This is a genomic window from Pseudoalteromonas sp. 4NS20-0020 (assembly GCF_057554385.1).
The window spans coordinates 232293-246531 of record NZ_BAAJMI010000002.1; the positions used below are offsets into that span (position 1 = coordinate 232293).

The following is a 14239-nucleotide window of genomic DNA, read 5'->3' on the forward strand; positions in this document are numbered from 1 at the left end:
CGTTTTAATTATACGTTTTTAAAGCAAGCTTATTCAGCGTCTTTACATGCTTTTACAGCTGGCGCCACAAGCTCTAAACCTGTTTGGGTGCAAGGTGCTAATTGTGCGTCGCTAACGCTAATTGGAGTTACACGTTCGCCCCATTTTATGTAGCTTGCAGCCCATGTTAAACCCGCGCCAAAAGCCGCAGACATAATATTTGAATGAGGCTTTATTAATCCTTGTTCAACTGCTTCACATAGCGCAATAGCAATGGTTGCAGCTGATGTGTTGCCATAATCTGCAATGTTAACCATTACTTTTTCATCAGGTACTTTTAAACGGTGCTGGATTGCCTGAATTATGCGTAAATTAGCCTGATGTGGTACTAGTACGTTTATGTCGTCTAGGCTTAAATTAGCTTGCTCAAGAACGTCGTCACAGGCTTCACTCATACCTTTTACGGCACGTTTGAATATTTCTCTGCCTTCAAATAACAGATCAGACGGGCCAATAGGTTCATATTTGTTCAAATCACTACCAAAGTTAGTAATATGAAGAATGTCGCGGTCTTCACTATCACACCCTGTTTTAGTGCCAAGTAAACCTGCCGGTGTTTCTGCAGCTTCCAGTACCACAGCACCAGCGCCATCACCAAATAGCACTGCACTGTCGCGGCGCGCCCAGTTTACATACCAAGTCATTCGTTCAGCAGCAATAACGACTGCTTTTTTGATCATGCCTGCTTGAATTTGCGCAGTAGCAGCTTGTAATGCGTATAAAAAGCCAGAACACGCAGCATTCGTATCCATGGCGGCTGCGCCTGTTGCGCCAATATTTTTCTGCACTTGGGATGCCGTATTTGCAACAACTGTTGAAGGCGTACAGGTTGCAAGTATGACAAGATCAATGTCTTTTGCGTCAATACCTGCGCAAGCAAGTGCGTGTTTTGCTGCAACAGTTGCCAGCTCTGCCGTGCTTACATGGCTTACACGACGAGATTTGATGCCAGTACGCGTGGTGATCCACTCGTCGGTGGTATCAACTATTTCGCTAATTTCATCGTTGCTAATACTTGCTGGTGGTATGCATTTGCCCCAACCAGTGATATGTGCGTATGGCATAGTGTGTTCTCTTAAGGTGGTATAACTTCAATTTATTACCGGCAAGTTATACCAAAATTCGACTTATAAGACTAGTTTATAGCATGCTTTGTATCGTAAATATTCGCTATTAAAGGTTTTTTAGAGTAAAGCTAGTATAAAAAAGGAGCATGTATGAAAACAACACTCATAACATTATCGTCAATTGTATTGGCAATGTTCGTTAATAATATAAACGCAGCACAATCTAAAATCATTTACGCAGGTAGTTTACTTGTAGCACCTGAGCAGGCATTAAAAAAAGAACAAACCTTAGTTGTTACCAATGACAAAATAACGGCTATTAAAGACGGTTATGTATCAAAGTCAGTACTTAATTTACCCGATGCTGAAATAGTTAATTTAAAAAACCAGTTTGTTATGCCAGGTTTGATTGATATGCATGTGCATGTAACTTTTGAACGTGACGCTAAAGCAAACCCACACCGTTGGGCTACAGAATATGAAGCCGATTATGCGCTTCGTTCTATTAAATATTTACAGCGTACGCTTGATGCCGGCTTTACGTCGGTGCGTGATTTAGGCAGCGACTATCAAGTTATTTTTCCGTTAAAACGCGCAATTGAACGACAAGACATTGCAGGACCTCGTATTTTTGCAGCGGGTAATACAATATCGCCAAGCGGCGGTCATGCTGATATGCATGGCTACAGAAAAGACATAACCGATGTTTTTAAAACGACATTAGGCATTTGTAATGGCGCTGACGATTGCCGCCGTGCTGTGAGAGAAGTTATTAAAAGTGGTGCTGATGTAATTAAAATTACTGCAACGGGTGGTGTGTTGAGTAATACCGCAGCGGGAGTGAATCAACAACTCACTGATGATGAGCTGTCAGCTATTGTAGATACAGCGCATCATTTAGGGCGAAAGGTAACAGCGCATGCCCACGGAACAGAAGGAATTAAAGCAGCGCTTAGAGCTGGGGTTGACTCAATAGAGCACGGGTCTTATTTAGATAAAAAAACAGTCGATTTATTCAACAAAACGCGGGCCTATTTAGTTCCCACACTGCTTGCTGGTGCCACGGTAAGTGAAGAGGTACTTACTAATCCTAATATGCCAGCGGCAATTGCGAATAAAGTGCGAGAAGTAACGCCTAAAATGCAGGCATCGTTTAAGTTAGCGCTTAAAAACAAGGTAAACATTGCCTTTGGTACCGACTCGGGTGTATCGCGTCATGGTCTTAATGCAAACGAGTTTGGTTTAATGGTAAGTAATGGAATGAGTGAGGCGCATGCAATAAGGTCAGCCACAGTGTATGCTGCTAAATTGTTAGGGCAAAGCCATCAGTTAGGCGACTTGAGTGTTGGTAAGCAAGCAGATATTATCAGCGTAAATGGTTCGCCACTTGAAGACATAAACGTACTTAAAAACGTGCAATTTGTTATGAAAGCAGGGCAAATATACAAGCAATAGGGAAGCACATGAGCAGCAAAATTAAAGCGTCGTTGTTTAATCATTTAATTGAGGCTGAGCGTCAATTACTAGAGCCTGAAGTTCGCCAATCAGAGCGTGCACTCGACGCTTTACTCGACGATGAGTTTATCGAAATTGCTGCTAATGGCACGTCGTTTAATAAATACCAAGTACTCACACGCCTACCTACTGAAGTGGTGCCGCAGTTTTATAATCAGCATTTTAAAGGCCGAATGTTGAGTATAGATGTGGCGCAAATAAGTTATCAAGCAGCGTATAGACGTTCGGCTCGTGCCGAATTTAATTATTCACTTCGCATGTCGTTATGGCGTAAAAATAGCGCACAGCAATGGCAAATGGTGTTTCATCAAGGCACACCGTGCGCTGCTTTTACAATTTCAATGGACGACGAGTAACGTTTTACCTCAACTCATTTTTATATATTAAATTGGAAAATCATTGTTTTGTTAATGCAAACTGATCCCACTATCAGCCGTTTACTTATGCTAAGAAGCGGCGCCATTGCAGTACAATTAATTGCAGTATTAAGTGTTTATTTTTTACTTGATTACCAATTGGCATTACTGCCCTTACTTGGTGTTATTGCTTTAGAAGCTGCGTTTCAATTAATCAGTCTATTTGCTTACCGACACGTTAGCCACGCTAAGCCCTCGGTTATGCTGATGCAACTCACTGCTGACGTTTTGTTTTTAACTGTTTTGCTTTTTTTAAGTGGCGGCGCAACTAATGCATTTGTGTCGTTATTATTACTACCCATCATGATAGCAGCGGTAACACTACGTGAAAAAGGCTTAGCCTATATTGCTTTGCTTGCCATTGCTGCATACAGCTTTTTGTTAATAAACATGCCCGATCACAGTATGCATCAAATGAACATGAGCGGTCATTTTGTTGGTATGTGGGTTAATTTTGTTTTAAGTACTAGTGTAATAGCGCTTGTGATAGGGGCTATGAGCCGTGCACTAAAAGAACGCGAACGCGTCATTGCTAAAGCCCGAGAAAAACAATTACGAAATGAGCAACTAGTAACGCTTGATGGAGCTGCAGCACAAATAACTCATCAGCTAGCAACACCGATAGCTAACTTACAACTGTTGTTTGAAGAATTATTAGAGGAGCAACCAAACAATACTATAGTTAAACAGATGCAAACCCCACTTGAACAATGTCGCGATCAGCTCAATAGTTTTAGAGCGCTATCGGAGCAAATACGGGTTAAAAATGCTAAAGATCAAATAACCATAGCTCAATTACAAACAGCCATTAACGATACCTTTTTATTACAATACCCCGGTCAACATATTAAATGGTCTACACCTTCCATTAATGCGATTCTTTTAAGTGACGCAATGTTGTTACCAGCTATATTAAATTTGTTGCAAAATGCGGCTATAGCAAATCAAAAACAAGGTAAAACAGAGCTAGAGTTAAGCTGGGAGCTTGACCAGCAAGATCAATGTATAGATTTATTAATCCGTGATTTTGGCGATGGGTTTACGCCCTCACAACTAGCTGAACTAGGGGGGCAGGTAATGCCTAGCGAACAAGGCATGGGGTTGGCCGTGTTGTTATCTAACGTCACGTTTGAGCGACTAAATGGCTCACTAACCTTATTTAACCATAAAGAAGGCGGTGCCGTAGCAAAGGTTAAGTTAGCCATTATTAATAACGAGCAGACAGCATAATGAAGTTACTAATAATTGAAGATGATATAAATTTAGCCAGTACGCTTGCTAGGCGTTTAACTAAGCAAGGCTTCACCTGTGATGTTGCGCATAACCAAAGTGATGCGTTACTTCGTGCGCGCCAATTAGTACCCGACTCTATTTTATTAGACATGAAACTCGGGGACGACAATGGCTTAATGCTTATAAAGCCACTGCGCAACTTATTAGAAAATACACATATAGTCTTATTAACTGGGTTTGCTAGCATTGCCACTGCGGTTGAAGCAATGCGCTTAGGTGCAAACGATTATTTAACTAAACCTATCGATATGGCAACATTATTAAAAGCACTTAATAATGAAGCCAGTTCGCTTGCAACGAATATTGATGATGCTGTTATGTCGCCTGAACGCTTAGAATGGGAGCATATTCAGCAAGTGCTACACAGTAATAATGGCAATATATCGGTCACAGCTAGGCAGTTAAATATGCATAGACGCACATTGCAACGTAAGTTACAAAAAAAGCCGGTCCAGCACTAATCGCTTAAGGAAAATAAATGAGTGAAAATGCAGTCACACTAATGCGTAATCGAAAAATTATATTATTCGATGCGCAGTGTAAATTATGTAGTGCGTGGTGTAATTTTATAATTAGTAACGATACCAATGCCATTTTTAAATTATGTAGCGTGCAATCTCCAAAAGGTGAAGTGCTATTAACTCACTTTGGTTTTTCAACTACCCAATACGCCTCGATGGTGTACTTACAAAACGGCAAAGTGTTCACACAAAGTCATGCTTTTTTTGAAGTGGTTAAGCAGCTAGGTTACCCCTATAAACTAGCCACTGTATTTAGTGTTTTACCAAATACCTTTAATAATTGGCTGTACGATAAAATAGCTTTAAACCGCTATACCTTATTTGGAAAATATCAGTATTGCCGTATTCCCTCTAAATGTGATGAACTTCACTATTTATAAAATCAATTAGATGCTCTCAAACAGGAGCTGTGCTAAAATCGCCGCGTTTTAAATTACTAGGGCTTTGAAATGGCAAGTACAGCGCACGCACTCCACATATTGGTTAAGCACAAAGAAATAGCAGAAGACATTATTAAGCAATTAGGTAAAGGTGCAAAATTTCAAACCTTAGCTAAAAAATATTCGTCGTGCCCATCGGGTAAAAAAGGCGGTGACTTAGGTGAGTTTAGACGCGGGCAAATGGTTCCGCAGTTTGACAAAATAGCCTTTAATGGCGCTATTTTAGAGCCACACCTAGTTAAAACTAAATTTGGCTGGCATGTTATTAAAGTGCTTTATCGTACTTAATTTATTTTTAAGTATAGAAGTAATTTTAGGTATATAAATAAGGCTGCAATGTGCAGCCTTTTTTAGTTTTAGTTAGTTATTATTTTTCTAAATTGAAATCTATAGTCATTTCTAAGTCTTCATCAACTACCGCAATACCATTAACTACTTTAGGTGCGTAACGCCATTTAGAAAGAGAGCGAATTGCAGCTTTATCAAAAGTTTTAACAGGTTCAGCTTTGATCACTTTAATATTAACTGGCTTACCAGATGTATCTACATCAAAAGACATTGTCACGCTACCTTCTATCTTTTCACGGGCGTTTTTAATTGGATATTCCGGAGGACTCGGCATTATAAGCGTAGAGTGAGGGCTATCAGCTAAAGGTGTTGTCGAACATGCAGTTAAAAGAAACAGTGAAGTTAGTGTTGTAATTATATATTTCATTATAAATCCCTTTATAGGTACTATTATTGATTTGTTAAATTTAGTTTCTATAATGACACCAAAAGAGAACGAAGGTAAATAACAAGTTTGTATTATTTTTGAACTCATAAATATATAAGAAAGGCTGCAATGTGCAGCCTTTTTTTGTTTTAAAATTTATTTGTATATCAAGCGTCTTGCTTGGCTTCTTCTTCGCTAATTTGTTTTAGTGCTTGAATAAATGAGTCGCTTGGTTGTCCGCCAGTGAGTGCGTATTTATCGTTTATGATAAACGTAGGGACTGAGGTAATACCCATTTGTTTAAAGTTATTTTGCTCTTGGCGTACAGCTTGAACGTATTTATCTGAGTGCAAAATATTTCGGGCTTCTTCTTTATCAAGGCCAACACTTTCGACAACATCAAGCAGAGCGTCTTCTTGGTTTAAGTATTTTAAATCGGTGAAGTGCGCTTCAAAAAAGGCGAGTTTTAACTCGGTTTGCTTACCTTCTTCGCGTGCCCACATTAATAAACGATGCAAATCAAAGCTGTTGATCATGATACGTTTGCCATCAAAGTTAAACGTAAATCCAGCACGCTTTCCTGCTTCAAACATGTTTTTACGATTTTCATCGCCTTGTTCTTCAGTTAGGTTGTACTTTTGCATTAAATGCTCGTTTAAGTCTTGACCTTCAACTGGCATATCTGGATTTAGCTCAAAAGGATGCCATGTAATATCTGCACTCATTTCGTCTTTAAGTTGGCCAAGTGCTGTCTCAAGATTTTTATAACCTACTACACACCATGGGCACATTACGTCTGACACGATATCAATTTTAAAATTTTTCATATTCATCCTTTTGCGGATTGCTTTTGTATAAAAGGGATATTGGGATGAACTGGACTTTATCAACGAATAAAATAAAAAGAGCAGCTAAACAGCTGCTCTTGAAGGAATTAAGCGTTAAGCCCAAATGGGTCGTCTATACTGTGGCTAGGCTCTGTAAACCAATGAGGGCCGTTGTCGGTCATATAAAAATGATCCTCTAAACGCACCCCAAATTCATCGGGTATCACTAGCATTGGCTCGTTACTAAAGCACATGCCTGGGGCAAGTGGGGTTTTATCACCGCCAACTAAGTATGGCCATTCGTGAATATCTAAACCAATACCATGGCCAGTTCGATGCGGGCAACCCGGTGTTTGGTACTGCGGGCCCAGCCCTTGAGCCGCTAAATAGTTACGAGCACCTGCGTCAACATCTTCGCATGTAGTACCAATGTTTGCGGTGTTAAATGCGGCCAGTTGCGCTGCTTTTTCGTGATCCCAAAACATGCGCTGGCGCGGTGTTGGTTCACCAAATACATAGGTGCGGGTTATATCTGAAAGGTAATCGTGTACTTTACAACCGGTATCTATTAATACCATATCGCCTTTTTTAAGCACTTGCGCATCTTTAACACCATGTGGAAACGACGTTGCTACGCCAAACAGTACAATACAAAAATAGTTGCCCGGAGCACCTACTTTTTGATGCGCTTTTTTTATAAAGGCTTCTACTTCTGTGGTGGTAATACCTTCGTAAAGCATACTCGCAGTGGCTTGGTGAACGGCTAAGGTCATGTCCATTGCGCACTGCATAAGTGCTAATTCGTTAACCGATTTGTGCATACGACAATGTGCAGTAACACTTTGCGCATTGATAATATTCAAGCCTTTTTGCGCTTTGTTAATACCATCGAATATAAAGAACTGTGCGCTTTCATCGATGCCGATGGTGGCGTCGTCACTAATGTTTAGTTGCTTTAATACGCTAACAAATAGCGCATAAGGGTTTTCGTGCTCTTGCCAGCCGTGTATTGGCCCTTCAACCACTTTAAAGCCATCTAGGGTACCAATTTCAAAATAAGGTGCTATGTACTGTACTTCACCAATTGCAGGTAAAATTGCGCCAACCATACGCTCACTCGCATACCACTTCATACCCGTAAAGTAGGTTAGGTTGGTCCCTGCATTTAGGTAAATTGCATCAATGTTATTAGCTGTCATATAAGCTTGTGCTTTTGCTATACGTTCAATGTGTTCGTCAGTCTGAATAGGTGTTAACGATTGGGTCATATTACTTAAGCTGGCCAATGCTTGCTCTGGGGTTTGCGTGCCAATACCGATTGTGCTCATGGGATTCTCCTTGGAATTTTCGCTATTGTGCGCAATGCATTTTTAAAATTCAATGTTCTGCGATCAGCAACATCGATTGAGGTTTTTAGTGCGTTGGGGTTAAGTTGGGTTGTGCGTTTGTCATGACAAAGGGGTGACATGCACCCCTAAAAGTTATTTTTTTGCGTAGGGAAGGCGCGTTAATTTATTTGCTGTGTGGTAGCTGTCAAGGCCTGTAACCGCAACAGTATCAATGGCTTGTAAATCTAGAAATCCATCGCTTTGCAGAGCGGTTTCATCTAAATACACATCGACAATTTCACCAATCACTAGTTCAGTTCCGTTAATTTCAAGATGTTTACTTTCAACAAATTTTACTGAGTATTTTAAGCGACTCTCTTTGACAAAAGGGGCCGAAAACTCATTTAAGTACTCAGGTGTTAACCCTGTTTCCTCAAATTCGGATTCGTCTTTGTCGTAGCGTGCTGAGGTTTGATGCGCTTGTTTATAAATAGACTTATTTACCTGATTGATAGTGTAAACACCTGTTTGTAATATATTTTCAAACGTATGGCGCGGTACACTGTGTGGGCGCATTATCATACCTACGAGGGGAGGGTGAGCACCCAAATGAATAACCGAACTAACAATCGATAAATTAGTGTTGCCTAGTAGGTCTTGTGTGCCTATTAGGTTTGCGCTTTTAAACCCAGATAACGAGTTTATTAAATGTGTACGAGTACGTTTTTCAAGTGCGTCGATACGCGCTTTAGTAAAATGCATTTTAAATCCTTACCACGGTATAGTTGAGCCTTGCCAATCTAAATAAGCTGGCTCGCCATTTAGTTCTAAATCAGGGTTGTTATTTGTTAAGTCAAAAAGTTGGTGTGCTACAAATTCAGGTGTAAACAATTTGCCTTCGGGTACATTTTTTTGAAAAGGCTTAGACAGGTCAGTGTCAGTTGTACCAGGATGAAATAGCACAAGCTTGGTGTTCTTTGCACGACGAGCAAGCTCTACTGCAGCAGTTTTAAATAACATGTTAAGGGCTGATTTAGATGCCCGATAACTGTACCAGCCTCCCATTTTGTTGTCGTTAATACTACCTACTCGTGCACTTAGCGCGGTTATAGTGCAGTGCGTTTTATGATTGATTAAAGGCAAAACGCTTTGTAAGCAGAGCAATGGGGTGAGCGTATTTGCGTTTAGTAACAAATTAAAATAATCAGCGTTGATGTCTTCAAGCTTTTTTTCTGGCATGTGCTCGGAGTTATGTAACTTACCGTTGAACATTATTACTTGGTGTATGTCGGCTTGCTCATCTTTTAAATGTTGAGTAAGGCCAAATAAACTGTCAGTAGAGTAATCAGTATTGTAAAAAGTAATATTGTTACTGTGTTGTGGAACATGGTTACTTGAACTGACACATACAATGTTAAATTCAATTGTTTGGTTTTGAAGGTGCTTCACGTAGGCTTTAGCAATCGCGCTACTAGCGCCAAAAAGAATAATTGTCTTCATTTTTTTCCTTTTGATTTTATAGCGCACTGGCCGTTGTTGCACTGGGTATTAGGCATTAACAATCTACTTATAGAGTGCCTATGTTTTGCAAAAAAAATATAGCCCCAATCTGCAAAAATACGAATAACAGGCAAGCGAATAATTTTCAACCAGCGGTGTTTTCCAACTGTTTTCCACGCTTGATACGTTACGTCTAGCCCATAAATTATCTCGCCATTTTTTAGTTGCGCTTGCAGGTATGTAAATGCTTGGTTTTTGTTTATATGCCTGTAGCGCTCGCTAAAATCAGCAGCATTTAAATCCTCAAGGGTGATTAAGCTGTGTTTATCTGCTTGTTTTAACTGTTGCATTTCAGTGCTGCAAAGTGGGCAGTTACCGTCGTAAAAAATGATCATACCAGTGCTTTGTGATTATTTTATCTATACTTTTTTACGACATGACATTGCAAATGGATCTATTAAATATGCGCTCTTAATGATATTAATAGTCCTCCATGAAACAAAGGAGACTGAGAAATGAGTGAACAATATGCCGCCTTGCGAGGTAATGTAGGTCTACTTGGGCAATTATTAGGTCAAACTATAAAAGATGCCCAAGGCCAAGCAATTTTAGATAAAGTAGAAGAAATTCGCGCTTTATCAAAATCCTCTCGCAGTGGTAATGAAGACGATCGCAAGGCGTTAATTGAAGTATTACATGCGCTTAGTGATGAAGAGCTTTTACCGGTTGCCCGTTCATTTAATCATTTTTTAAATTTAGCCAATGTGGCAGAGCAGTTTCATACTGTATCGCGTTTTAATGACGCTGGTCTTGGCCAGCAAAACCCTCTCACTCAAACATTAAAAACGTTAGCCGCAAAAGCACAAGAAGGTCAGCTAGACTCTAACCACCTTGCTGACACACTCTCAAAACTCCACATTAATTTAGTACTAACGGCACACCCCACAGAGGTTACACGCCGTACCATTATCAACAAGCACGTAGAGTTGAGCGATTGTTTAGCATCGCTTGAGCGAAAAGATAACTTGGAGCATGAGCGCGAAGCTATTTTAAATAGAATTGCTCAGTTAATAAGCCAAGCGTGGCATACAGACGATATTCGTCGTTCGCGCCCAACGCCTGTTGATGAGGCCAAATGGGGGTATGCAGTTATTGAAAATAGTCTTTGGCATGCTGTTCCGCGTTTTTTACGTGAATTTTCGGAGCATGCTAAAGAGCAATTAAGTCTAGAGTTGCCCATTGACTACAGCCCAATTGAATTCACTTCTTGGATGGGTGGAGACCGAGACGGTAACCCATTCGTTACTGCACAGGTTACTTCGCAAGTTCTTGACCATGGTCGCTGGATGGCACTTGATTTATATAGCCGAGATATTGATACGTTATGCGCTGAGCTATCTATGTCTGACGCCAGCGACGAACTCATTGAGTTGGCAGGCCAAGATTTTGAACCCTACCGCACTGTGCTTAAAAAGCTTAAAGGCGAAGTGTCTGAAACAGTGGCGCATTTAGGTGCAAAAATTAAACACAAACGCACTGACGCACAAGATCTTGTTACTGATATTAACCAGCTTAAGCACCCAATTGAGGTATGTTATCGTTCATTATTAAAATGCAACATGAAAGTCGTTGCCGATGGGTTACTACTTGATTTAATGCATCGTTTAAACAGTTTTGGTCTTCGTTTGGCAAAACTGGATGTACGTCAAGATTCATCACGCCACAGCGACGTTTTTTCTGAACTTACGCGTTATTTAGGGTTAGGGGACTACAACCAGTGGCAAGAGCAAGACAAGCAAGCATTTTTACTAGCGGAGCTTAATTCGCGTCGTCCGCTTATTCCTAAGCATTGGCAACCAAGCCCTGATGTACAAGAAGTGCTCGACACCTTCGATGTAATTGCAAAGCAAGATGAAAAAACATTTGGTTTGTATATTATTTCAATGGCACGCACTGCATCCGATATTTTAGCTGTACAGTTACTTCTTAAAGAAAGCGGCTGTAGTTTTGAATTGCCAGTTGCCCCATTATTTGAAACATTAGACGATTTGAATAATGGCAGCGACGTGATCACGACGCTACTCGATAATGTGTGGTACCGCGGCCATATTCAAAATACGCAAAATGTAATGATTGGTTATTCAGACTCGGCTAAAGATGCCGGTATGATGGCAGCAGGTTGGGCCCAATATGAAGCAATGGATAAACTCGTGCAGCTTGCAGACGAGCGCGGCATTGAACTTGTGTTATTCCACGGCCGAGGAGGGACTGTTGGTCGAGGTGGTGCACCGGCTGCACAAGCACTGCACTCGCAACCGCCAGGCTCACTTAAAGGTGGTTTACGGGTAACAGAGCAAGGCGAAATGATACGCTTTAAATTTGGTTTGCCAGATGTAGCACTACAAAGCTTAAATATATATGCAGGGGCAGTACTGCAGAGTAACTTATTACCACCGCCAGAGCCTAAACCACAATGGCGCGAAGTTATGAAGCTTATTAGTGAGCGGTCGTGTGAGCATTACCGCAATGTTGTTCGCCACGACGAGAATTTTGTTCCTTACTTTAGAATGGCAACGCCAGAATTAGAGCTCTCTAAACTTCCGCTTGGCTCTCGTCCTGCAAAACGCAACCCTAATGGGGGCGTTGAAAGTTTACGTGCTATTCCATGGATTTTTGCATGGAGTCAAAACCGGTTAATGTTGCCCGCTTGGTTAGGTGCGTTAACAGGCTTAAAAAAGGCGCTAGATCAATATGGCTTAGAAACACTAAACGAAATGAGCCTCAATTGGCCATTTTTTAGAGCTCGTTTAGAAATGCTTGAAATGGTATTTAGTAAAGCCGATAGCTGGTTAAGTGAGCACTATGATAATGCGCTGGTGGAAGATATGTACAAGCCGTTAGGTGTAACGTTGCGAAAAGAGCTTGAGGAAGCCATTGAGCTTGTGCAGTCGTTAAGTCCTCAAAAAAGCTTACTTGCAGCTCAGCCTTGGATAAAAGAGTCGATTAGTTTACGAAACCCGTACACCGATCCGCTCAATGTCTTGCAGGTTGAATTGCTTCGCCGTGCCCGCTCTAACGAGGAGCATAACGAAGGTGACATCGATAATGCATTAATGATCACTATGACAGGTATTGCTGCAGGTATGCGTAATACCGGTTAATCGTTAACGTTTGTTATTTAGCAAGGGAACACGCCGTGTTCCCTTTTTTTGTGTTTAATAACCTAAGGTCTATTTACCTTTCGCGGTTAAATTTTCAGCAGTGTATTTGGTGCTTAGGCAAGGCAGCGCCTATGTAGTGTGTTTATTCCCGATAAATAGGCAATAACGCAGCATGAATACCAAACACGCGCTGCCCGAAGGTTCGCCCTAGGTGCGATTAACTCTTTGTTGCCTACATGAATGTAGGTAAGGAGCATGAGCAGGGCGAGGAGGTTTTGCTCGGTTTACTTAGCCCACATGGTTACAAACCTTGCGCCACGATTAAATAGTCTCTAGTTTGAACAAGTTTTAAGCCTGAAAGGTCAACAGGCCCTAGCAATTTGGGTCTTAAACTTTTAAACTACTTAGCCATTGAATAATTAAAATACATTATGGCTTCAGCAACTTTTACTGTACAAGAAGATACAGCCCTTACAAATTCTCATATCACGTTAAACGTAGCGCAAACAGCGTCCTTACGTAGCCAATTAAAGTCGCAGCGCGGCATATTAAACACCAACAACATTGAACAGCTTTGCAAAGAGTTTAATGTTTCTGTCGATTCACTGTTACAAGGTTTAGTGCCCTTAGCGTCTGAGTTTTCAGTGGCTCCAGTGTCACATTTTCATGTTGGTGCAATTGTGAAAGCTATAGATGAGCAGCAACAAGTTAATTTTTATTTTGGCGCTAATGTAGAGTTTGATCATCAAGCACTGAGTCTCGTTGTTCATGCAGAACAGTCTGCCATTAATAACGCTTGGTTAAATGGCGCTAAAAAAATCCTTAAAATTGCTATAAGCGACGCTCCGTGTGGCTACTGTCGCCAATTTATGAATGAATTAGCCGACGCAAAAGAATTTGATATTTTACTTCCAAGTCAACATTTTAAATTGGTAGAGCTATTACCTCACTCGTTTGGACCAACCGATTTAGGTAACGAATTTAGCTTGTTTAACCCAAAGCCTCAGTTTGCGGTTTTTGATGACGAACAGATCGAAGAGACCTTTGCTGGCTTTGCGCTAAATGCATATGTACCGTACAGTCAAAATTTTAGTGCAGTCAAGGTAAGTACATTTGATAATGGGGATTTTTACGGCAGTTATGCAGAAAACGCAGCCTATAGCCCAAGTTTATCGCCTCTGCAAAGTGCGTTGAGTCAGTTCTTTTTAGCCGGCCTTAGTTTTGATAAAGAGACGGTGAAAGGCATCACACTTTTAGAAACGAAAGGGCACGAAAATCAAGCGGGTGTTTCGAAAGCGGTACTATCGGGATTTACTGATTTGCCAGAGCTAAAAGTAATTAGTGCAGCGCTTAAATAGTGTCAAAAAAGCACAGCTAATAAGCTGTGCTTTTTCATATTAATTTTACTTATAAAGTA

15 protein-coding genes are annotated in these 14239 nt (G+C 40.7%); 8 read left to right on the plus strand and 7 right to left on the minus strand.

The features are described 5' to 3' along the window. Positions 1–29: 29 nt before the first annotated feature. Positions 30–1103: a ketoacyl-ACP synthase III gene (locus AC27JL_RS04995; RefSeq protein WP_006791646.1), complete on the minus strand. Its 1074-nt coding sequence runs from the start codon at positions 1101–1103 to the stop codon at positions 30–32. A 153-nt stretch (positions 1104–1256) separates the two neighbouring features. On the opposite strand from AC27JL_RS04995, the gene AC27JL_RS05000 reads away from it, so the two are divergent. The 6 genes from AC27JL_RS05000 (at position 1257) to AC27JL_RS05025 (ending at position 5579) form a co-directional block, all read left to right on the plus strand. Beyond that, complete coding sequence (locus tag AC27JL_RS05000) at positions 1257–2561, plus strand: metal-dependent hydrolase family protein (protein ID WP_487194989.1); 1305 nt, start codon at positions 1257–1259, stop codon at positions 2559–2561. 8 nt (positions 2562–2569) lie between these two features. After that, the gene (locus AC27JL_RS05005; RefSeq protein ID WP_008126189.1) at positions 2570–2977 is read left to right on the plus strand and encodes a nuclear transport factor 2 family protein; all 408 of its coding nucleotides are present in this window, start codon (positions 2570–2572) and stop codon (positions 2975–2977) included. Positions 2978–3031: 54 nt separating this feature from the next. Further along, on the plus strand, positions 3032–4267 hold the full coding sequence (locus tag AC27JL_RS05010) for an ATP-binding protein (RefSeq protein WP_487194990.1): 1236 nt from the start codon (positions 3032–3034) through the stop codon (positions 4265–4267). Continuing rightward, on the plus strand, positions 4267–4791 hold the full coding sequence (locus tag AC27JL_RS05015) for a response regulator transcription factor (protein WP_487194991.1): 525 nt from the start codon (positions 4267–4269) through the stop codon (positions 4789–4791). The genes AC27JL_RS05010 and AC27JL_RS05015 overlap by 1 nt, the downstream gene beginning before the upstream one ends. A gap of 17 nt (positions 4792–4808) precedes the next feature. Beyond that, on the plus strand, positions 4809–5231 hold the full coding sequence (locus AC27JL_RS05020) for a thiol-disulfide oxidoreductase DCC family protein (RefSeq protein WP_487194992.1): 423 nt from the start codon (positions 4809–4811) through the stop codon (positions 5229–5231). Positions 5232–5300: 69 nt separating this feature from the next. Next, entirely contained in the window at positions 5301–5579 is a 279-nt protein-coding gene (locus tag AC27JL_RS05025) for a peptidylprolyl isomerase (protein WP_004588770.1), read from the plus strand. 79 nt (positions 5580–5658) lie between these two features. Here AC27JL_RS05025 and AC27JL_RS05030 read toward each other — a convergent pair whose 3' ends face one another. From AC27JL_RS05030 to AC27JL_RS05055, 6 genes are all read right to left on the minus strand, one after another. Next, complete coding sequence (locus AC27JL_RS05030; RefSeq protein WP_487194993.1) at positions 5659–6006, minus strand: energy transducer TonB; 348 nt, start codon at positions 6004–6006, stop codon at positions 5659–5661. Positions 6007–6173: 167 nt separating this feature from the next. Beyond that, entirely contained in the window at positions 6174–6833 is a 660-nt protein-coding gene (locus tag AC27JL_RS05035; RefSeq protein ID WP_006791653.1) for a DsbA family oxidoreductase, read from the minus strand. Between the two features lie 107 nt (positions 6834–6940). Further along, positions 6941–8161: a M24 family metallopeptidase gene (locus tag AC27JL_RS05040; RefSeq protein WP_010556757.1), complete on the minus strand. Its 1221-nt coding sequence runs from the start codon at positions 8159–8161 to the stop codon at positions 6941–6943. Positions 8162–8314: 153 nt separating this feature from the next. After that, positions 8315–8923, minus strand: coding sequence for a flavin reductase family protein (locus tag AC27JL_RS05045; RefSeq protein WP_006791655.1), 609 nt, complete (start codon positions 8921–8923; stop codon positions 8315–8317). A gap of 9 nt (positions 8924–8932) precedes the next feature. Further along, entirely contained in the window at positions 8933–9661 is a 729-nt protein-coding gene (locus AC27JL_RS05050) for an SDR family NAD(P)-dependent oxidoreductase (RefSeq protein WP_008126211.1), read from the minus strand. After that, complete coding sequence (locus AC27JL_RS05055; protein WP_487194994.1) at positions 9658–10056, minus strand: thiol-disulfide oxidoreductase DCC family protein; 399 nt, start codon at positions 10054–10056, stop codon at positions 9658–9660. The genes AC27JL_RS05050 and AC27JL_RS05055 overlap by 4 nt, the downstream gene beginning before the upstream one ends. A 120-nt stretch (positions 10057–10176) precedes the next feature. Here AC27JL_RS05055 and ppc point away from each other — a divergent pair, with 120 nt between their 5' ends. Continuing rightward, entirely contained in the window at positions 10177–12822 is a 2646-nt protein-coding gene (ppc, locus tag AC27JL_RS05060; protein ID WP_487194995.1) for a phosphoenolpyruvate carboxylase, read from the plus strand. A 431-nt stretch (positions 12823–13253) separates the two neighbouring features. Next, entirely contained in the window at positions 13254–14180 is a 927-nt protein-coding gene (gene cdd / locus AC27JL_RS05065) for a cytidine deaminase (RefSeq protein WP_487194996.1), read from the plus strand. Positions 14181–14239: the final 59 nt, after the last annotated feature.